We start from the raw sequence: 21,012 nt of genomic DNA, 5'->3' as shown, positions 1-21,012 counted from the left end.
AGTGTCCATGTCCCTAGCCCTCGTCCACAGCCGCGCCCAAGTTGGCGTGCAGGCACCGGCGGTCAGCGTCGAAACCCACCTGGCCAACGGCCTGCCTCATCTCACCCTGGTCGGCCTGCCGGAAACCACGGTCAAGGAAAGCAAGGACCGGGTGCGCAGCGCCATCGTCAACTCCGGGCTGAAGTACCCGCAGCGGCGCATTACCCAGAACCTCGCCCCCGCCGACCTGCCCAAGGATGGCGGCCGATATGACCTGGCCATCGCCCTGGGCATCCTCGCCGCCGACGGCCAGGTGCCGATTGCCACCCTGGCCGATATGGAATGCCTGGGCGAACTGGCGTTGTCGGGGAAATTGCGCCCGGTGCAGGGCGTGCTGCCTGCGGCACTGGCGGCACGCGAAGCAGGCCGGGCGCTGGTGGTACCACGGGAAAATGCCGAGGAAGCCAGCCTGGCCGGCGGGTTGGTGGTGTATGCGGTGGGCCACCTGCTGGAGTTGGTCGCCCACCTGAACGGCCAGGTGCCGCTACCGCCCTACGCCGCCAACGGTTTGATCCTGCAGCAACGGCCCTACCCGGACCTGAGCGAAGTGCAGGGCCAACTGGCAGCCAAGCGTGCCTTGCTGCTGGCTGCGGCCGGGGCGCACAACCTGTTGTTCACCGGGCCGCCCGGCACCGGCAAGACCTTGCTCGCCAGCCGCCTGCCCGGGCTGCTGCCACCGCTGGACGAGCACGAAGCGCTGGAAGTGGCGGCAATCCAGTCGGTCAGCGGGAAAGCGCCGCTGAACAGCTGGCCACAGCGACCCTTTCGCCACCCCCATCACTCTGCGTCCGGCCCGGCGCTGGTCGGTGGTGGTAGCCGACCGCAACCAGGCGAAATCACGCTCGCCCATCACGGCGTGTTGTTTCTCGACGAACTTCCGGAGTTTGAGCGGCGCGTACTGGAAGTGCTTCGCGAGCCACTGGAGTCAGGTGAAATCGTGATTGCCCGTGCCCGCGACAAAGTGCGTTTCCCCGCGCGCTTCCAGCTGGTGGCGGCGATGAACCCCTGCCCTTGCGGCTATCTGGGCGACCCCACTGGCCGCTGCCGCTGCAGCACCGAGCAGATCGCGCGCTATCGCAACAAACTTTCCGGGCCACTGCTGGACCGCATCGACCTGCACCTGACCGTGGCTCGCGAAAGCACTACGTTGAACAACCAGCCTTGTGGTGAAACCAGTGCCGATGTCGCCGTCAGGGTAGCTGAAGCGCGGGAGCTGCAGCACAGGCGACAAGGGTGTGCGAATGCATTTCTAGACCTTGAAGGTTTAAGGCATCACTGTGGGTTGGTAGCGGCGGACCAGGTCTGGCTGGAAGGGGCCTGCGAGCGGCTGACCTTGTCGCTACGGGCGGCGCACCGGTTGTTGAAGGTGGCGCGGACGTTGGCGGACCTGGAGGGATGCGAGACGATTGGCCGGACGCACCTGGCCGAGGCCCTGCAGTACCGGCCAGGGAGCAGTTAGATTGCCGGGCTGCTTTGCAGTCCCGAAACCGGTCAGGTAACCCTGTTCCGCCAGATGCATCCGGCAACTGAGTAAACCCCAGGCCCTGTCAAGGCCAAGCCGCCATAAAGCGCCACCAGTAACCAGGCAAACTGGCCCTGCTCCAGTGTCCAGTCCGGGTGCACCACCACCAGCGCCACCAGCAACACCGCCAGCACGGGCAGGCAAGCCAGACGTGCAGCGATCCCCAGTAGCAGCAGCAGTGGGCAAACCACCTCGGCAAACACAGCCAAGGCCAAGGTCAGTGTCGCGCCCAGGCCGAAGGGGTCTTCGATGCGCTGCAATTCCTCGCTCCAGTCCAACAGCTTGGGCAGGCCGTGAATGAACAGCAACAGCAAGGCAGCCGTTACCCGCATGAACAGCAGGCCGATGGCGGTCAGGGTTGGGGGATGGGGGTCGAGAAAGGGTTTCAAGCGTGGCATGGCAAGGGGGCTCGCTAATCGATCAACCTGCGGAGCATTGCGCATCTATCCAGAGATTGATTGCGCAGGTGTGCTGTGAGGGGTCTTAAAGCGTAAGGCCTCTTCGCGGGCTTAACCTCACTGACCGCCGGCCAAAGCCTCTTCAACCACCTTCAGCAGCACCTCTTCAGAAAACGGCTTGCCCAGGCAGGCCAGTGCCCCAAGGCCCATCGCTGCCCGTACCGAGCCATCGTCCCAATGTGCCGACATGCAGATAACCGGCAAGCGCCACCCCCGCTGTGCCAGCTCACGCTGTACCTCCAGCCCGCTCATCCCCGGCATCTTCAGGTCAAGCAACACACAGCCCGCCTCGCCCGCCAGTGGCGAGGCCAGGAAGGCGTCCGCGGCGGAAAACGACAAGGTCTCGAACCCCGCCGAGCGCAGCAGGTTGGCCAGGCTTTTGCGCACCGAGGCATCGTCGTCGACGATGCACACCACTCTGCTCATGCGCTGCCCAGGCTCTCAGACCGCGCGCCGAGAAGGTTGTGCATGGCCGCAAGCTCCAGCAACGAGCGGGACTGCATCTTGTTCATGATGTTCTTCTTGTGCACCTTGGTCGTCACCTCACTGGTGCCGATCTGCCTGGCAATCTGCTTGTGCGACAAGCCGCCTACCACCAGCGAGAAGACCTGGCGCTCACGCTGAGTCAGGCGCTGGTACTTTTCCTCGACCTGCCGCGCATGGAGCCACTTGCGGCCTTCGGCCACGGCACGGGCGCGCACTGTCTGCAACAAGGTCAGCAACTGGTCTTCATCGAACGGCTTGGTCAGGAACTCCACCGCTCCGGCGCGCATGGCCTGGACTGTCATCGGGATGGTGCCGAAGCCGGTCATGAACACGATCGGCCAGGGCAGCGCCAGCCGGCACAGCGCATCCTGTACCTCCAGGCCGCTTGTACCCGGCAAGTGCATGTCCAGCAGCAGGCAGGCACAGGGGGTTTCCAGGCGGGCCTCGAACAGGGCCTCGGCGCTGGCAAACAAGTGATGCGGGATGTCCTGCGAGCGCAACAGCCGGCCCAAAGCGGTGCGCACCGACGGGTCGTCATCCACGACCAGCACCGGCACGTTCACGCGCTCATCGAGCGGCTCGACAGCCTCGGCCATGGTGTGCAGCAACGACCCACCCAGTGCCTGACCCGGCACCTCGAGGCTGATCTGCGCGGCCAGACGGTAGCCCCGGCGCGGCACGGTCTGGATCAGGCCGCGGTCGCCAAAGGCCTTGCGCAGCAAGGACACCTGCACCTGCAAGTTATTGTCCTCAACCACCGTACCAGCCCACACCTGACTGAACAGCTCGTCCTTGCCGACCACGCGGCCCCTGGCCCTGATCAGCGTGGCCAGCACTTCGAAAGCACGCCCCCCCAACAGGATCGGCTTGCCGTCGACATAGACTTCGCGCCGCTCCAGCGACACCAGGGCATTGCCTATTCGGATCATGGCTTCCTCGCGCGGGCACGGGCGTTTTCGCTGCATGGGCAGCCTAAGCCAGCATACGCATTCAGACAATTATCCCGAGGGATAGGTTGGCCTGAGGACTATACAAAAGCCCGCCAACCCTCAGGGGACGATAACGGACAACAGCGTGCCCGTTCCTGCCAAGCAGGCTGTATCCCGCATTCATGCTGGGCCCGCTGCGTATACTCGCGCCTCAGGATGTCGCTAGCGGGGGTGCTTTATGCTCGATGAACGCCTTGCCCACAGGCCCATCGATTACGATCAGTCAATCGACGAAGGCTGGCTGAACCAGTGCGAGATCAGCGCGCTGGGCCAGGAAGGTGAACTCAGCTATTTCCGCCTGCGCGACCCAGCCACAAATCAGGCTTGGATTGCCGTGCGCGCCCCGCTCGAGGCCCCTACCGCCTGTCAGCGCCTGGAACGTGACTACCGCCTGCAACTGGACCCGCAATGGGCGGTGATCCCCTCTGCGTTCGTGCGCTCGGCTGAAGGCCCATTGCTGGTGTACCCGGCCGTGCGCTCAGTCGCCGACCTGATCGCGGAAGGCCCTGCGGCGCTGGAGCCGTTTCTCGACATCGCGGTGAACGCCTCCCTCGCGTTGGCGCAAGCGCACGAAGCCAATGTGCTGCACGGTACACTGCAGCCCGGGCATGTGTGCCTGGGCGCCCACCAGCGGGTGCGACTGGGCTTCTTTCGCGCCGACCCGGCAGAGCGGATCAGCGAACAGGGCACCCCGCTCGGCAATTGGGCCTACCTGGCACCGGAACAGGTTTGCCCGCACGGTAGCACCAGCGACCGACGCAGTGACATCTATGCCCTGGGCGCGATCCTCTACCAGTTATTGCTGGGCGATCTGCCACTGGCCGGGCGTGACACCCAGCACTGGCGACAGCTGCATGCGGGTGTGCAGCCGCGTGCGGCCTGCGAAGTGGACAGCAACGTGCCGCCACCCCTCAGCCTCATCCTGGCAAAGGCCTTGGCCAAAGAGCCGGACGCCCGCTACCAGAGCGCGCGCGCCCTTGCAGTGGACTTGGCTCACTGCCAGCGGCAGTGGGCCGCCCACAAAACCCTGGCACCCTTCACGCCAGGTTGCGCCGACCCGGTAGCGCCTGGCCGCGCACGCCTGTACGGCCGCGGCGCCGAGCAAAAGGCCATTACCCTGCTGCTCAGGGCCTTGCATCGCCACAGCAAACCACAAGCCCTGGTCATCAACGGCGCTGCTGGCATGGGCAAGTCGAGCCTTGTCGAAGCAGCGCTCAAGGTCAACGCTGAAGGTTACTGGGCCCTCGGCAAGTGCAACAGCCAAGCCCAAGCTGTGCCCTACACGCCCTGGATCGAAGTACTCGGCGCCCTGACCACCCAGTTGCTGGCCAAGAACAGTCAGGACCTCGACACCCTGCGCCGCGAAATCCTGCGCCGCATCAAAGGTCATGGCCGCCTGCTCGGCAAGCTGGCCCCGGACCTGCAACTGATTCTCGGCCCACTGCCCCAATTACCCGCCAAGCCCACGCGCCTTGCGCTGCAGAAGGAACTGCACGCGATCATTGAATTCCTGCAGGTTTTCACCCGGCCTGGCCAACCGCTGGTGCTGTTCTTTGACGACCTGCAATGGGCCGACGACGCCACCCGACAACTGTTGGCCCAACTGCTGGCTGAAGCGCCGGCCAACCTGCTGCTGATTTTTACCCGGTGCAACGATACGCCCACCACCAGCGCACCGCTGGCCATACCTGCAACGGTGCGCAGCACCACGCTGAACCTGCGGCCGCTGGCCGTTGGAGCGGTGGCCGAGCTGATTGGCGAGCGCTACCACGTTGCCCCCGAGGAGGCATTTCAGCTAGCCGAACTGGTGCACGACAAAACGGCGGGCAACCCGTTTTTCATCAACCAGATCCTCAGGGCCATGGTCGAGGACCAGCTGTTCATCTTCGACACCCAGGCCATGCGCTGGTCGTGGTGCCTGCAGGCTGTGGCCCGGCACTGCTATTCCGACAATGTGGCCGACCTGATGGTCCACCGCCTGGGGCGCCTGCCGGCACCGCAACGCGACCTTGTGCGGGTCGTCAGCGCGGCGGGCAGCCACTGCGATGAGCGCCTGCTTCGCCAGCTGCTCGCCCAGCCGCCAGGCGAACCGTTGAAAACCTTGATTGGCGCCGGTTTCGTGCAACCGGGCCAGAACGGCTTGGGCTTTACTCATGACCGGGTGATGGAGGCCGCTTATGCACTAACGCCCGAGCACGAGCGCGCCTCGCTGCATGCACGCATCGCCCTGGCCATGCGCCAGGCTTGGCCAGACTACATGCAGGAGGGGCTGTTCGAGCTCGCCAGCCAGCTGCAACGTGCCGCCCCCTGCGGGTTTACAGCGGATGACTGCGAAGCGTTCCTGCAGCTTTTACGCGAGGCCGCATCACGCGCACGCGACGCCGGCGCCTTCGAGCAGGCCGCAGGCTACCTGCACACCGCCGAGCAGTTGCTGCACCACGGCGCCACGCTTGAAAGCCGCGCCACGCATGGCTTTGCCATCGCCTGCATGGCGACGGAGTGCGACATGCAACTGTCACGAACGATCGCGGCCGAGGCACGCCTCACTGAATGCAGACAGCGTGCCCGCTCGGCGTTGCAGCAGGCGCGAGCGTGCCGGCTGCAGGCACTGCTGTATACCTTGCGCGGTGACTATCAGGCAGCCATCGACAGCGCCCTGAGCGGCCTGGACTTACTGGGTATAAGCCCGGTGCGGGGCGTCGACTGGCAACAGGTCGAGGCCAGTCACGCCCATGTACAGGCGTTGGTCGAACAGAAAGGTCGGCATTGCCTGGAGTCGCTACCGCGCACCGAATCGGAGGAAGTGACGGTTGCCACTAGCCTGTTGGCCACCCTGTCATCATCGTTCTTCGTGAAGGATGACATCTGCTTCCTGCACCTGGCCAAGCTGATGGAAATGTCGCTGCTACACGGCGTTGCCCCAGGTAGCACCTACGGCATGGCCTGGTACGGGGTGATGATTGCAGAACGTTTCGGCGCTTACCATGATGGCCATGCCTGTTGCCTGGCCGCGCTCAAGCTGATCGAGCGACACGGTTTCGAAGCTGATTTGACCAGTGCGCTGCTGGCCCTGGACCAGGTCAGCGCCTGGACCTCACCCATGGAATTCGCCCGACGTACCACGTTGGATGCCATCGACTCGGCGCGCCTGAGCGGCGACCTGGCGATGAGCTGCTACGCCTGCAACCATCTGGTATCAGATTCGCTGTTCATGGGCCGCTACCTGCCGGACGTGGTCGAGGAAGTGGCGCAAGGCCTGGCCACTGTGCGTCACCACGGCTACCGCGATGTCGAGCAGATCCTGCAGGCCCAGCAAGCGTTCGTCGCCAACCTGAGTGGCCTGCCCTGCCCGGCCCCGGCCGCCCCCTCCAGGTCGCCCACCACGCGGTTCTTCCAACACCTGTTCGCCGCCATGTGTGCCTTTTACATGGGCAATATCCCGAAGGCCATGCGCGACCTGGCATTGGCCGGTGACAACAGCTGGGCGGCACCGGCGCACATCAACCTGGCCGACTATCATCTGTTCCGCGGCCTGGCCTTGGGCAGCCCCGAAGCCCACGGCAGCCTTGCCGACAAGCTGCGCGAGCTACAGGCCCTGCGCGAGCGCTTCAGCCGCTGGGCCGGCTTCAACCCGGCCACCTTCCGCAGCAAGCAGTTGCTGATCGAGGGCGTCATCGCCAAGCTCGAAGGCGACGGCCTGGGCGCGATCCGCTGCTTCGACCAGGCGCAAATCGCCGCCACCGCTGCCGGTTTCATCCACGAGCAGGCACTGGCCCATGAACAGCTGGCCGAGGTGTGCATCCCCAACGGCCTGATCTCCGGCGCCAACCTGCACCTGCGCATCGCCCGCGACTGCTTCCATATCTGGGGCGCGACCGGCAAGGTGCACCAGCTTGAGACGTTGCATCCGTTTCTGCGCACCCAGCCGGTTCAGGAAACTTATCGCGCCACCCACCAGGCCAGGCTGGACCTCGAAGCCGGCATCGAAGCTGCGCGGGCGCTGTCCGAGGAAGTACTGCTCGAAGGCCTGATCGAAACCCTGATGGGCCATCTGACCCAGCACTCCGGTGCCGATCATGGCGTGTTGCTGATTGTAAGCGGGGCCGAATTCCAGATGGCTGCCCTGGCCCACATCGACGACGCCGGGCTGCACGTGAGCATGGACAACTGCCAGAAGTTCATGACCCAGGCACCGCTGTCAGTCATCAACGCCACCATGCGCACCCGCAAACCGCTGGTGCTCAACGATGCCCTTGATGAGTGCCCTGAGGCCTTCCGCCAACAACTGCAGGCACGCAACGCCCGCTCGGTGCTGTGCCTGCCGCTGGTGATCCAGGGCGTGCTGATCGGCCTGGTGTACCTGGAAAACCGGCTTGTGCCGAACCTGTTCGGCAGTCAGCGCCTGGCCATGCTGGAGATCCTCGCCTCGCAGGCGGCGGTATCGCTACAAACGGCCAAGTTCTACACGCGTCTGGCCGAGGAAAACCAGATCCGCGCACAGATGGAAACTGAGTTGCGCCGCTCGCGTGCGGAACTGGCACGCAGTGCGCACTTGCAGGCGATGAATGAGCTGTCAGCGTCCATCGCTCACGAGATCAGCCAGCCGCTCCTGGGCATCGCCTCCAATGCCGCGGCCAGCCTGCGCTGGCTGAAACGCGCCAAACCCGACCTGGAAGAAGCGATTGCCGGCCTGGAAGATATCCGCAACGACAGCGAACGGGCCGCCAACATCGTGCGGGCGCTACGGTCCCTGGCCAAGCAGTCGCCGATGCAACTCAAGGCGGTGAGGCTGGACGAGTTGATCCGCGAGGTGGTGCGCCTGACCTCGGCCGATGCCGCCAAGGGCAAGGTGAATGTGCAGACGCAGCTACAGGCCGGGGTCTGCGTGACAGCCGACCCGGTGCAGTTGCAGCAGCTGGTGTTCAACCTGATTACCAATGCTCTGGAAGCATTGGCTGGGTATCGCAGTGACGGGGTGCTGAAGATTGGATCGGCGGTGGTCAAGGATGGGGTGGAAATCTGCGTGGACGACAACGGACCGGGGATCGTAGCGGACGAGCGGGAGCGTGTATTCGATGCGTTTCATACCACCAAGACCGGTGGCATGGGGATGGGCTTGGCGATCTGCAGTTCGGTGGCTCAGGCCCACGGCGGGCAGTTGCAGGCGCTGGTGTCGCAGTTGGGTGGATGCCGGATTCGCTTCTTTCTGCCTGTGAGTCACTCATAACCTGTGCCGGCCTCTTCGCGGGTAAACCCGCTCCTACAGTCGGCGCAGCCATGGTAGGGGCGGGTTTACCCGCGAAGAGGCCGATACAGGTTTACATCATCGCGAGGCGAGCGCTGCGTAGCTGTTCATCAGGTTGCGGTAGTTGGGAATACGCTGCGACAGCAGGTTGCCCAGCCCTTCGATATCGTTGCGCCAGTCGCGGTGCAGTTCGCAGGCCACCGAGAACCAGTTCATCATCTGCGCACCCGCCTGGGTCATGCGCACCCAAGCCGCTTGCTGCACGGTTTCGTTGAAGGTGCCCGAGGCATCGGTCACCACGAACACTTCAAAGCCTTCCGCCAGCGCCGACAGGGTCGGGAAAGCCACGCACACATCGGTCACCACACCAGCGATGATCAGTTGCTTGCGGCCCGTGGCCTTGATTGCCTTGACGAAATCTTCGTTGTCCCAGGCGTTAATCTGGCCCGGACGGGCAATGTACGGCGCATCCGGAAACATTTCTTTCAGCTCGGGCACCAACGGGCCATTCGGGCCTTGCTCGAAGCTGGTGGTGAGGATGGTCGGCAGGCCAAAGAATTTGGCGAGGTCGCCCAAGGCCAGCACGTTGTTCTTGAATTCGTTGGGCGAAAAATCCTGCACCAGCGAGATCAGGCCAGTCTGGTGGTCGACCAGCAGCACCACGGCGTCGTCTTTGTTCAGGCGCTTGTAATCGGGTTGGCTCATGGGGGTGACTCCTTGGGTTGGGATAACGGGCCGGCACTGTCCGCAGGGGGTTATACCGGTGGATAGCTTCGGCTTAAGAAAGTACCTGCGCCTGCCGCCAGGCCTTGGGTGGCTGGCCGACCAGGCGGCTGAACGCGCGGGTGAAATGGGCCTGGTCACAAAAGCCGCATTCCAGACTCACATGGGTGATAGGTGCCTCAGTGGCGAGCAAGCGCTTGGCCTTTTCCATGCGCGCCAGCAGGCGCCAGGCTTGCGGCGAAAGGCCGGTGTTGACTTTGAAAGCGCGAGAAAAATGGCTGCGGGTAAGGTTGCATACCGCGGCGATCTCAATGATCGACAACGGGCTGTGCAACATCAGCTCCTTGGCCCGGCGCAGCCGCGCGGGCGTGAGTGCGCCGGGGGTTTGCAGCGGCGCTTCGGGCGTCCCAGGGTACATGGCGACTCTCCTGTTCAATGCAGAAAGTCTCGCCCCCGGCACATGACGAAGTCCTGAGCCAAACCTGAATTATTGTTAATTGTGCGCTGCTGGCCCTGAGCGTTTTGCCGATACCTTAAGATGCGTTTCGTATTCAGCTTCTGGCCGCTACCCGCGGCCGGCATTCAAGGCGACAGAGGTATGCAGGAAAAACCCGCCCACCGCACCGTGGCCATGGTGCTGTTCAACGATGTGCTACTGCTGGATGTCACCGGCCCCATGGATGCATTCGCCATCGCCAACCGGTTCTTGCCAGCAGAACGGCAATATCGGCTGCTGACCTTGGCCGAGGGACAAGCGGTGGTACGCGGCTCATGCGGCCTGAAGGTAGTGGCAGACCGGCGCCTGGAAGACTTGCCGGAAGCCGTCGACCTGTTGCTGGTGCCCGGCGGCCCAGGAGCCTATGCCGTCGCATTGCCAGGGATCGAGCGCTGGCTACCCAAGGCCGTGCGCCAGGCCAGACGCTTCGGTGCCATCTGCACCGGAGTGTTCCTGCTGGGGCGGGCCGGGTTACTCAATGGCTATCGCTGCACCACCCACTGGAATTACGTGGAGCGCCTGGCACAAGCGTTTCCCGAGGCCAAGGTGGAGACCGAGCAGATTTATGTGATGGACCGCTGCCTGATCACCTCGGGCGGTATCACTGCGGGGATCGACCTGGCACTGGCGGTGGTTGCCGAGGACCATGGCAAGGCGCTGGCCCTGGAAGTGGCCAAGGTGCTGCTGGTTGCCCGTCATCGTCAGGGCGGGCAGACACCTTACGGGCCGTTGCTGGCTGCGGTACCACGCGACGACTCGCCGATTGCCCGGGTGCAGGCCTATATAGTCGACCACATCGAGCAGGCGTTCACCGTGCAGAAAATGGCCGAACTGGTGGCCATGAGCGGGCGTAACTTTGCCCGGACGTTTCTGCGGGAGGTGGGAATGACGCCGCTGCAGTACCTGCAGAATGCGCGCATCGACCGCGCGCGCAAGCTGCTCGAAGGCAGCGACCTGCCGTTAAAGGTTGTGGCGGCGCAGTGCGGGTTTGGCAGCGACCGGCATTTGCGCAAGGTGTTCTGTGAGCGGATAGGCATGACGCCGGCGCAGTATCGCACGCAGTTTGGTGGGGGTTGAGCGCGGGCCACTCACACAACTGACCACAGCCACCGTCTCTTTTTTCAGGACAATGTTTCTTCCCGACATCAGATTGTCTAATGCCACCCCAGCCTCCAGAATCGTCGGCCAACCTGTAATAACGCTGCCCCGGCAGCTCATGGAGTAAGAGCCAATGCCACACGAAGGCAGCCTTCTGCAAACTGCAGTGATCTTCCTGCTTGCCGCCGTCCTCGCCGTACCCCTGGCCAAGCGCTTACAACTGGGTGCCATGCTCGGCTACCTGCTCGCCGGTGTGGTCATCGGCCCGCAGGCACTTGGCCTGGTCCACGACACAGAAAGGGTGGCGCACATTTCCGAACTGGGCGTGGTCTTGCTGCTGTTCATCATCGGCCTGGAGCTGTCGCCCAAACGCTTGTGGCTGATGCGCAAGTCGGTGTTTGGTGTCGGCACTGCCCAAGTATTGCTGACCGGCGCGGTTATCGGCGCCATCGCCCTGTTCGGCTTCAGCCAGACGCTGCCCGCGGCCATCGTGCTCGGTCTGGGCCTGGCGCTTTCGTCTACCGCCCTTGGCCTGCAGAGCCTGGCCGAGAACAAACAGCTCAATGCCCCGCACGGCCGTCTGGCGTTCGCCATCCTGTTGTTCCAGGACATCGCCGCGATCCCGCTGATCGCCTTGGTACCACTGCTGGCCGCCACTGGCCCGGACACCAGCAGTGGCGACAGCCTGGAGAATGGCCTGAAGGTATTCGCCAGCATCGCCGTGGTCATCATCGGCGGCCGCTACCTGTTGCGCCCGGTGTTCCGCACCGTGGCTCGCACCGGCCTGCCGGAAGTGTCCACTGCCACCGCCCTGCTGGTGGTGATCGGCACCGCCTGGCTGATGGAACAAGCCGGTATTTCCATGGCCCTGGGCGCCTTCCTCGCCGGCCTGCTGCTGGCAGACTCGGAATACCGCCACGAGCTGGAATCACAGATCGAACCCTTCAAGGGCCTGCTGCTGGGGCTGTTCTTCATCAGCGTCGGGATGGGTGCAAACCTGCACCTGCTGCTGGAGATGCCGCTGGTGGTGCTGGGCCTGACCCTGTTGCTGGTGGCCGTGAAGCTGGTGCTGCTGGTCGGCACCGGTCGCCTGGCCGGCGGCCTGAGCGGCGCCAGCGCGCTGCAACTGGGCATGGTGCTGGCCGCCGGCGGCGAGTTTGCCTTTGTGGTGTTCAAGCTGGGCAAGGACCAGGGCCTGTTCGATACCCAGACCTACGACCTGCTGCTGATGACCATTACCCTGTCGATGGCCATCACCCCACTGCTCATGATTGGCTGCGCCCGTGCCCTCAAACGCGCGCAGCCAGTGCGTGAAGTGCCCGAACATTACAAGGCCATCGACGCCGGCACGCCGCGGGTGGTAATCGCCGGCATGGGCCGCATGGGCCAGATCGTCGCGCGTATCCTGCGAGCACAGAAGATCCCGTTCGTTGCCCTGGAAACCTCGGTGGATGCCATCGAGATGACCCGTATGTTCGAACAGGTGCCGGTGTTCTACGGTAACCCGCTGCGCCCCGAAGTACTGCATGCGGCCAAGGTGGGTGAGGCGGAGTACTTCATCATCACCATCGATGACCCGGAAGCCGCCATTCGTAGCGCTGAACGGGTAAAACGCCTGTACCCGCACCTGAAAGTGCTGGCCCGGGCGCGTAACCGCCAGCACGTACACAAACTGGCGGATGTGGGCGCCGAGCCGATTCGCGAGACATACCACTCCAGCCTGGAAATGGCCCGCCGGGCACTGGTGGGGTTGGGCCTGAGCGATGAACAGGCGGCGGACCGCATTGCACGGTTTACCCAACATGACGAAGAGGTGCTGGAGGCCCAGGGGCAGGTACGTGATGACCGGGCCAAGGTGATGCAGACGGGCAAGGAGGCGCGGGTGGAGCTGGAAAGGTTGTTTGAATCGGATGCGGGTTGAGGCCTTTTGGCGCATGCCTTGAGGGTTGTAGTGCCTGTGAGATCGAGCGCCGCCCGCGCGGCGCATCGCGAGCAAGCTCGCTCCTACATTTGTTTCGGGCCAGTATCGCCTGTGCCTGCGCGCGCGACCGCCCTGTTTGTCCCTCACGATATCGAGGTGAGCGCCAAGGGGACGTGCGCGTCTGCCCCAGGAATAATTGGCCCGAAACAAATGTAGGAGCGAGCATGCCTTGAGGGTTGTAGAGCCTGTGAGATCGAGCGCCGCCCGCGCGGCGCATCGCGAGCAAGCTCGCTCCTACATCTGTTTCGGGCCAGTATTGCCTGTGCCTGCGCGCGCGACCGCCCTGTTTGTCCCCCACGATATCGAGGTGAGCGCCAAGGGGACGCGCGCGTCTGCCCCAGGAATAATTGGCCCGAAACAAATGTAGGAGCGAGCTTGCTCGCGATGCGCCGCGCGGGCGGCGCTCGATCTCATGGGCGCCCAAAAACTATCGCCAGGCACCTGGAAGCCATCCTGCAATTTCCTGACGATCACCTCGCCGCCATTACGCGAACTCACAAAAACCATCACAAATCGTCTAGTTCTCAGCTGGGTCCTACTTCCCCGCGAACCATTTCCTACGTTCACGCCAATCCCAAGGAATTATCCTACACACCGTGTCGACACCCGTCTGATTGTCCGGGGAAGGCCTGCTCTCTAGGCTGACCGGGTCGCTGTCGGTTCAGCGATCGGGTGTGGAAACCCGGCAGGTAATCGGAATGGCAGTTGTCATGGCAGCTGCGCGCGGGAGGCCGAATGGCCTGCCGGGGTTCCGATAGCCCGGATTTCCACCCCGCGTGCAGCCGCCACCCTTCGCGTGGAAACGGATGGTGCCGGCCAACCTCTATCGGAGTTTGGCTATGAAAAAGATTGTCCCCGATCCCCCGCACTGGCGTTGAATCTTGCGCGATCCCTGTGGGAGCGGGCTTGCCCGCGAAAAGGCCGGTACAGCAAACAAAAAAGGCCGGCTCCCTATAGAGAGAGCCGGCCTTTGTGCGCGTTGCTGATGGTTGATTACTTACCCGCAGTCAGCGCGTTATAGCTGGTCATCAGGTTGCGATAATCCGGAATGTGGTTGGAGCAAAGTGCAGCCAGCCCTTCGACATCGTTGCGCCAGTCGCGGTGCAGCTCGCAGGCCACGCCGAACCAGGTCATCAGTTGCGCACCCGCCTGGCTCATGCGGTCATGGGCAGCATCGCGGGTCATTTCGTTGAAAGTGCCGGAAGCATCAGTCACCACGAACACGTCAAATTCTTCCTCCAAGGCCGACAGCGCCGGGAACGCCACGCAAACCTCGGTCACAACACCGGCAATGATCAGCTGCTTCTTGCCGGTCGCCTTCACCGCCTTGACGAAATCCTCGTTGTCCCAGGCGTTGATCTGGCCAGGGCGGGCAATGTACGGCGCATCCGGGAACAGGGCTTTCAGTTCCGGCACCAGCGGGCCATTGGGGCCTTGCTCGAAGCTAGTGGTGAGGATGGTCGGCAGGTTGAAGAACTTGGCCAGGTCAGCCAGCGCCAGCACGTTGTTCTTGAACTTGTCCGGCTCGATATCGCGCACCAGGGACAGCAGGCCAGCCTGGTGGTCCACCAGCAGTACGGCAGCGTCGTCTTTGTTCAGGCGGTTGTAGGTGAATTTGCTCATGGTCTGTGCTCCTAAGGGTTATGAACTTTTCAGCAATCCGGGGTGTTTCGCGTTGATGGGCACAGATTAAAATCATCACCTTTGCGGCGGTAGTTAGCAGAATCTGGCTTTAGCGTTCTGATTTAGGAACGATGGATTTGTAAGGGCTGTGCTGGCCTCTTCGCGGCTAAAGCCGCTCCTACAGGGACCGCGCAGGCCTCGGGCCTTTGGTGTCCTGTAGGAGCGGCTTTAGCCGCGAAGGGCCGGCAAAGGCAACCAAATACCCGGAGACCGATCATTGGAAGACCTCAACTCCCTCTACTACTTCACCCAGGTCGTCGAACATGGCGGCTTCGCCCCGGCCGGGCGGGCGCTGGACATGCCCAAGTCAAAACTCAGCCGGCGAATCGCCGACCTTGAAGACCGTCTGGGCGTGCGGCTGCTGAACCGCACCAGCCGGCACTGCTCGCTGACCGAGATCGGCCAGGCCTACTACAACCGTTGCCTGGCCATGCGCGTGGAGGCCGAGGGCGCGGCGGAAATAATCGAGCGCAACCGCAGCGAACCGCGCGGCCTGGTGCGCATCAGTTGCCCGACCACCCTGCTCAACTCCTGGGTCGGGCCGATGCTGACCCGCTACATGCTCAAGTACCCGCAGGTGGAGCTGTTCATCGAAAGCACCAACCGCCGCGTCGACCTGCTGCATGAGGGCTTCGACATCGCCCTGCGGGTGCGCTTTCCGCCGCTGGAGAACACCGACATGGTGATGAAGGTGCTGAGTAACAGCACCCAGTGCCTGGTTGGCCAACCTCAATACCTGGCGCAACTGCCCAAAGGGTTTGACCCACAGTTGCTGGGCACGCTACCCAGCGTGCATTGGGGCAGTGCCCAGCGCGAGTACCAGTGGGAACTGTTCCAGGGTGAGGACAACAGCCGCAGCATCGTCATCCCGCATACACCACGCATGGTGACTGACGACCTGTTTGCCCTGCGCCATTTCGTGGTGGCCGGAGTGGGGATCGCCCACTTGCCGCGGGTGGCAGTGCGTGAGGATCTGGCGGCGGGACGTCTGGTTGAGCTGATTCCGGACTGGCACCCGCGCTGCGGTATCGTGCATGCAATCTTCCCATCGCGGCGAGGGTTGCTGCCGTCGGTGCGGGCACTGATCGACCATCTGGCTGAGGAATTTGCCATCAGCGACATGGCTTGAGGTCCCGACTGGCTGACCCGGCCTATTCGCGGGCATGCCCGCTCCCACAGGTATTGCACAAGGCTCGGGGCCGGTGGTGGCCCTGTAGGAGCGGCTTTAGCCGCGAAAGGGCCGGTACAGGTAATGCAAATCCCCACCCAGCACACCCTTACAAGACCTTGGGTCTACTCTTCTTCCACACTCCCGGATCATCCCCCGGAGCCCCTCATGATCCGCGCCACTCACGGACCAAGCCGCGCCCTGCTCGCCACCCTCGCCCTCTGGCCGGCGCTCAGCCAGGCCGGTGAACCCGGCTGGTCGCTGCTCAGCCGCAACTATTTCCTGCACAGTGACTTCCGCTCGCCCTCCGGCAGTGGCCAGAACTACCGCCAGGAATGGGCCCAAGGCTTCATCGGCGAGGTCCGTTCCGGCTTCACCGAAGGCACTGTCGGCGTCGGCATCGATGCCCATGGCTTTCTTGGCCTCAAGCTCGACGGCGGCCGCGGCCATGCCGGCACCGGCCTGATGCCGCGCGACAGCGATGGCCGCGCCGAATCCGAGTCCTCCAGCGCCGGTGCCGCGCTCAAACTGCACCTGAGCAACACCCGGCTGCGCTACGGCGAGATGATGGTGGAAACCCCGGTGTTCGACACCGGTGACAAACGCCTGCACCCGGAATACGCCACCGGCTGGCTGGTGGAAAACACCGACCTGCCCGACTGGCGCCTGCAGGCCGGGCGTTTCACTGCCTTCAACAACCAGGACAACAGTTCCACCCACGACGACTTCAGCGGCTACGGCGCCAGCACCCACAACCGGGCCATCAGCCTGGCCGGTGCCACCTTCGCGCCCAACGGGCCGTTCGGCGCCGCACTGTATGCCGGGCAGCTGGAAAACACCTGGCGCCAGGCCTACCTCAACCTGAACCTGGCGGAGGGCAACTGGCGCCTGGACGGCAACCTGTACAAAACCCGCGACACCGGCAACGCCAGCGCAGGGGTGATCGACACCCTCGCCTACAGCCTGCTGGCCAGGTACAGCTTCGGCGCCCAGGCGCTGAGCCTGGCCTACCAGAAGGTCGAGGGCGACACCCCGTTCGACTTCGTCGGCGGCGACTCCATCTACCTGGCCAACGCGATCAAGTACGCCGACTTCAACGGCCCGGGCGAGCACTCGTGGCAACTGCGCTACGACCTGGACTTCGCCACCCTTGGCGTACCTGGCCTGAGCCTGATGGGCCGCTATGTCAGCGGCCGCGGCATCGACGGCAGCCATGCGCCTGCGGGCGGCGCCTATGTGAACCAGTACGGTGACGGCGGCAAGCACTGGGAGCGCGACATCGACCTGAAATACGTGGTGCAGTCGGGGGCTGCCAAGGACCTGAGCCTGTCGTTCTCCCACGTCAGCCACCGCGCCAACCAGGCCCAGGCGGGCGGTGATATCGACCGCATCTACCTGATCATCGAATACCCACTCAAAGGCAGCTTCTGACATGAGTACATCCCCTTCAGGTGCCTGGAGCCCGTTGCGTAACACCACCTTCCGCATGCTGTGGATCGCCACCATCGCCTCCAACATCGGCACCTGGATGCACGAGGTGGGCGCCGGCTGGCTGATGACCACGCTGTCGGCCAGCCCGCTGCACGTGGCGTTGATCCAGGTAGCCGGCTCGCTGCCGATGTTCTTCCTGGCCCTGCCGGCCGGCGCAGCGGCGGACATCGTCGACAAACGCCGCTACCTGTTGCTGGTGCAACTGTGGATGTCTTGCGTAGCGGTTGTGCTGGCGGCCTTGACCTTGCTCGGGATGATGAACGTCACCTTGTTGCTGGTGCTGACCCTGGCACTGGGCATTGGTACAGCGCTGATGATGCCAGCGTGGAGCGCACTGACACCAGAACTGGTGGGCAAGGAGGACCTGGCCAACGCGGTGGCGCTTTCCAGTGTCGGCATCAACGTGTCACGGGCCATCGGCCCGGCACTGGCGGGGGTGGTGGTGAGCATGGTCGGCCCGTGGCTGACCTTCGCCCTGAATGCCATCTCGTTCGCGGGTGTGATTCTGGTGCTGTTCCTGTGGAAGCGCGAGGTGAAGGAACCACTGCTGCCGGCCGAGCGCTTCGTTGGCGCCATGCGCACCGGGTTGCGCTTTGCCCGCAGTGCCAAGCCGTTGCAGGCCGTCATGCTACGCGCGTTGGCGTTCTTTTTCTGCGCCAGCGCCGGCACTTCACTGCTGCCGCTGATCGTGCGTGGCGAGATGCGCGGCACCGCAGCGGACTTCGGCCTGCTGCTGGCGGCCATCGGTATTGGCGCAGTGGCGGGTGCCACCTTGCTGCCGCGCCTGCGTGAGCGCATCAGCCGGGACCGCCTGGTGTTTCTGGCCAGCCTGCTGTATGCCCTGTTCCTGCTGGCCCTGGCGCTGGTGCGCAACTTCTATGTGCTGCTGCCAGCGATGCTGCTCAGCGGCGCGGCGTGGATCGCGGTGCTGTCCAACCTGCAAGTGGCTGCGCAGACTTCGGTGCCAGCCTGGGTAAGGGCGCGGGCTTTGTCGGTATACATTCTGATCTTCTTCGGTGCCATGGCCTGTGGCGGCCTGTTGTGGGGCACGCTGGCCAGCCATGCAACGATCACCTTCAGCCTGCTGCTGGCCGCAGGCGGCCTGGCGCTGGGTACCTTGCTGACCTGCAAGGTGACGCTGCCGGAAACCGAGGCAGAAGAGCTGACGCCGTCGCTGCATTGGCCGGTGCCGGTGCTGAGCGATGACATGGACAAGGAAGTCGGACCGGTGATGGTCACCGTCGAGTACCATATCGCCCCCACCAAGGCCGAGGCCTTCCAGCAGGCGGCGCGAGAGCTGGAAGCGATGCGCAAGCGCAATGGCGCACTGTCGTGGGGGTTGATGCGGGACAGTGCTGATCCGGCGTTGTGGCTGGAGTTCTTCTTCGAGGAATCATGGCTGGAGCATCTGCGGCATCATCATCGGGTGACCCGTGGTGAGCTGAAGATCGAGGCGCGGGTCAGGATGCTGCAGACCGATGGAATTGAAGTGCGAATTCGGCATTTGTTGGCTGGCGGGGAGCATAAGGCTCACCATTGATGCTGGCCTTTGCGGCCCTTTCGCGGGTAAACCCGCTCCTACAGGGACCGCGCAGCCCCTGCAGGCGCGGGCTGGCCCGCGGAAAGACCGCAAAGACCCTGTATACTCGCGAAAAGGCAGCAAAGGCCCCGTAGGAGCGGGTTCACCCGCGAAAGGGCCGGCACTGAAGACACAAAAAAGGGGCCAGTTATTGGCCCCCGTTCTTCAAATCAGCTCACCTTAGAAAGCGAAGCACGAACAGCCCAGCGCCCCCCAGAAGCCCTGGAAGTCATTGACCGGAACACTCGATTTGCGCGCCTTGTCATGGCTGTGGGCATGCACCCCGCACGGCCCCGAGCACTGGTGCACAGCGGCTGCCAACGATGGCGTACCGACACGCCAGTGCCCAGGTACCTTGGTCACCGGCGACCACTCCGGCAGCACCGGCACCTGCGGCGGGCCAAGCTTGTCGAACTCGCCAGCACCGTACACCACCTTGCCATCAACGATGGTCAGCACCGACTCGATGCCCTTGATCGCTTCTTCATCGACACTGAAGAAGTCCAGCGACAATGCTGCCAGGTCAGCCAGCTGGCCCACCTTGATCTGGCCTTTCTTGCCTTGCTCGCTGGAAAACCAGGCGCTGCCCTGGGTGAACAGTTGCAGCGCGGTGTCACGGCTCAAGCCTTCCGGGTACAGCTCCATGCCACCGACCGTCTTGCCGCTGACCAGCCAGTACAGTGAGGTCCACGGGTTGTAGCTGGACACGCGAGTGGCGTCGGTACCCGCGCCCACCGGCACGCCCATTTCAAGCATGCGCTTGATCGGCGGGGTCTGCTCGGCGGCCTTGGCGCCGTAGCGGTCGACGAAGTACTCACCCTGGAAGGCCATGCGGTCCTGGATGGCGATACCGCCGCCCAGCGCACGCACGCGTTCGATGTTCTGCGGGGTGATGGTCTCGGCATGATCGAAGAACCAGGGCAGGCCGTTAAATGGAATGTCGCGGTTGACCTTCTCGAACACGTCGAGCATACGCGTGATCGATTCGTTGTAGGTGGCGTGCAGGCGGAACGGCCAGCGCTGCTCGACCAGGTGGCGCACCACCGGCTCCAGCTCTTCTTCCATGGTCTGCGGCAAGTCCGGGCGCGGCTCAAGGAAGTCCTCGAAGTCGGCGGCGGAGAATACCAGCATCTCACCGGCGCCGTTGTGGCGCAGGAAGTCGGTGCCACTGTGCAGCTTGACGCTGGACGTCCACTTCTTGAAGTCGTCCAGCTCTTCCTTGGGCTTCTGGGTGAACAGGTTGTAGGCGATGCGCACGGTCAGCTGGTTATTGTCGGCCAGTTCCTGGATAACCGAGTAGTCATCGGGGAAGTTCTGGTAGCCGCCGCCAGCATCGATGGCGCTGGTCAGGCCCAGGCGGTTCAGCTCACGCATGAACTGGCGGGTGGAGTTGACCTGGTACTCCAGCGGCAGTTTCGGCCCCTTGGCCAGCGTTGCGTACAGGATCATCGCGTTCGGGCGGGCGATCAGCATGCCGGTCGGGTTGCCGAACTTGTCGCGCTGGATCTCACCACCCGGCGGGTTCGGTGTGTCCTTGGTGTAGCCAACGGCCTTGAGTGCGGCGCGGTTGAGCAACGCGCGGTCGTACAGGTGCAGCAGGAACACCGGGGTGTCGGGTGCGGCCTGGTTGATTTCTTCAAGGGTGGGCATGCGCTTTTCGGCGAACTGGAACTCGTTCCAGCCACCGACCACGCGCACCCACTGCGGGGTAGGCGTGCGCGCAGCCTGGTCCTTGAGCATGCGCAGGGCATCGGCCACAGACGGCACCCCTTCCCAACGCAGCTCGAGGTTGTAGTTCAGACCGCCACGGATCAGGTGCAGGTGCGAGTCATTGAGGCCCGGGATCACCGTGCGTTGCTTGAGGTCAATGATCTGCGTGGCGGCGCCCTTGTGGGCCATGGCCTCGGCGTCGCTGCCCACGGCGATGAAACGGCCGTCCTTGATGGCGACCGCAGTCGCGGTGGGCTTTTCGCGGTCAACGGTGTGCAGTTTGCCGTTGAACAGAATCAGGTCGGCGGTCATGGAACCTCCTTGCGTGGATGCGTGAGCGAAAC

The 21,012-nt window shown here is 63.7% G+C and carries 14 protein-coding genes; 7 read left to right on the top strand and 7 right to left on the bottom strand.

Annotation, left to right across the window (positions count from 1 at the left end):
- Window positions 1–7: 7 nt before the first annotated feature.
- Window positions 8–1,498 carry a YifB family Mg chelatase-like AAA ATPase gene (locus INQ47_RS05955; protein ID WP_012054072.1) on the top strand — a complete coding sequence of 497 codons (1,491 nt, stop codon included), beginning with the start codon at window positions 8–10 and terminating at the stop codon, window positions 1,496–1,498.
- Window positions 1,499–1,530: 32 nt separating this feature from the next.
- Here the strand turns inward: INQ47_RS05955 and INQ47_RS05950 are convergent, their stop codons facing one another.
- The 3 genes from INQ47_RS05950 to INQ47_RS05940 form a co-directional block, all read right to left on the bottom strand.
- Window positions 1,531–1,959: a DoxX family protein gene (locus INQ47_RS05950; protein WP_021784859.1), complete on the bottom strand. Its 429-nt coding sequence runs from the start codon at window positions 1,957–1,959 to the stop codon at window positions 1,531–1,533.
- Between the two features lie 117 nt (window positions 1,960–2,076).
- On the bottom strand, window positions 2,077–2,445 hold the full coding sequence (locus tag INQ47_RS05945; protein WP_031322660.1) for a response regulator transcription factor: 369 nt from the start codon (window positions 2,443–2,445) through the stop codon (window positions 2,077–2,079).
- Window positions 2,442–3,434 carry a response regulator gene (locus INQ47_RS05940; RefSeq protein WP_021784861.1) on the bottom strand — a complete coding sequence of 331 codons (993 nt, stop codon included), beginning with the start codon at window positions 3,432–3,434 and terminating at the stop codon, window positions 2,442–2,444. The genes INQ47_RS05945 and INQ47_RS05940 overlap by 4 nt, the downstream gene beginning before the upstream one ends.
- Before the next feature lie 238 nt (window positions 3,435–3,672).
- Between INQ47_RS05940 and INQ47_RS05935 the strand changes: the two genes are divergently transcribed.
- Window positions 3,673–8,721, top strand: a complete 5,049-nt coding sequence (locus INQ47_RS05935; RefSeq protein WP_404701320.1) for an AAA family ATPase — start codon at window positions 3,673–3,675, stop codon at window positions 8,719–8,721.
- Window positions 8,722–8,817: 96 nt separating this feature from the next.
- Here the strand turns inward: INQ47_RS05935 and ycaC (INQ47_RS05930) are convergent, their stop codons facing one another.
- Window positions 8,818–9,444 carry an isochorismate family cysteine hydrolase YcaC gene (gene ycaC, locus INQ47_RS05930; protein WP_003253573.1) on the bottom strand — a complete coding sequence of 209 codons (627 nt, stop codon included), beginning with the start codon at window positions 9,442–9,444 and terminating at the stop codon, window positions 8,818–8,820.
- Window positions 9,445–9,517: 73 nt separating this feature from the next.
- The gene (locus tag INQ47_RS05925) at window positions 9,518–9,880 is read right to left on the bottom strand and encodes an AraC family transcriptional regulator (RefSeq protein WP_012054076.1); all 363 of its coding nucleotides are present in this window, start codon (window positions 9,878–9,880) and stop codon (window positions 9,518–9,520) included.
- A 180-nt stretch (window positions 9,881–10,060) separates the two neighbouring features.
- Between INQ47_RS05925 and INQ47_RS05920 the strand changes: the two genes are divergently transcribed.
- The gene (locus tag INQ47_RS05920) at window positions 10,061–11,035 is read left to right on the top strand and encodes a GlxA family transcriptional regulator (RefSeq protein ID WP_404701319.1); all 975 of its coding nucleotides are present in this window, start codon (window positions 10,061–10,063) and stop codon (window positions 11,033–11,035) included.
- Window positions 11,036–11,189: 154 nt separating this feature from the next.
- On the top strand, window positions 11,190–12,977 hold the full coding sequence (locus INQ47_RS05915; protein ID WP_404701318.1) for a monovalent cation:proton antiporter-2 (CPA2) family protein: 1,788 nt from the start codon (window positions 11,190–11,192) through the stop codon (window positions 12,975–12,977).
- 1,053 nt (window positions 12,978–14,030) lie between these two features.
- On the opposite strand, the gene ycaC (INQ47_RS05910) is transcribed toward INQ47_RS05915, so the two are convergent.
- On the bottom strand, window positions 14,031–14,660 hold the full coding sequence (gene ycaC, locus INQ47_RS05910; RefSeq protein ID WP_012274792.1) for an isochorismate family cysteine hydrolase YcaC: 630 nt from the start codon (window positions 14,658–14,660) through the stop codon (window positions 14,031–14,033).
- 277 nt (window positions 14,661–14,937) lie between these two features.
- Here ycaC (INQ47_RS05910) and INQ47_RS05905 point away from each other — a divergent pair, with 277 nt between their 5' ends.
- The 3 genes from INQ47_RS05905 to INQ47_RS05895 all read left to right on the top strand — a co-directional run bounded on the left by INQ47_RS05905 (window position 14,938) and on the right by INQ47_RS05895 (window position 18,919).
- Entirely contained in the window at window positions 14,938–15,849 is a 912-nt protein-coding gene (locus tag INQ47_RS05905) for a LysR substrate-binding domain-containing protein (RefSeq protein WP_010955764.1), read from the top strand.
- Between the two features lie 207 nt (window positions 15,850–16,056).
- On the top strand, window positions 16,057–17,319 hold the full coding sequence (locus INQ47_RS05900; RefSeq protein WP_404701317.1) for an OprD family porin: 1,263 nt from the start codon (window positions 16,057–16,059) through the stop codon (window positions 17,317–17,319).
- Between the two features lies 1 nt (window position 17,320).
- Window positions 17,321–18,919 carry an MFS transporter gene (locus tag INQ47_RS05895; protein ID WP_404701316.1) on the top strand — a complete coding sequence of 533 codons (1,599 nt, stop codon included), beginning with the start codon at window positions 17,321–17,323 and terminating at the stop codon, window positions 18,917–18,919.
- Between the two features lie 219 nt (window positions 18,920–19,138).
- On the opposite strand, the gene INQ47_RS05890 is transcribed toward INQ47_RS05895, so the two are convergent.
- Complete coding sequence (locus INQ47_RS05890) at window positions 19,139–20,980, bottom strand: amidohydrolase (RefSeq protein WP_404701401.1); 1,842 nt, start codon at window positions 20,978–20,980, stop codon at window positions 19,139–19,141.
- Window positions 20,981–21,012: the final 32 nt, after the last annotated feature.

The organism is Pseudomonas sp. 3HC3 (genome assembly GCF_044904505.1).
In the GTDB taxonomy this organism is placed as follows: domain Bacteria; phylum Pseudomonadota; class Gammaproteobacteria; order Pseudomonadales; family Pseudomonadaceae; genus Aquipseudomonas; species Aquipseudomonas putida_Y.
This window is presented reverse-complemented; position numbering and strand designations above follow the sequence as displayed.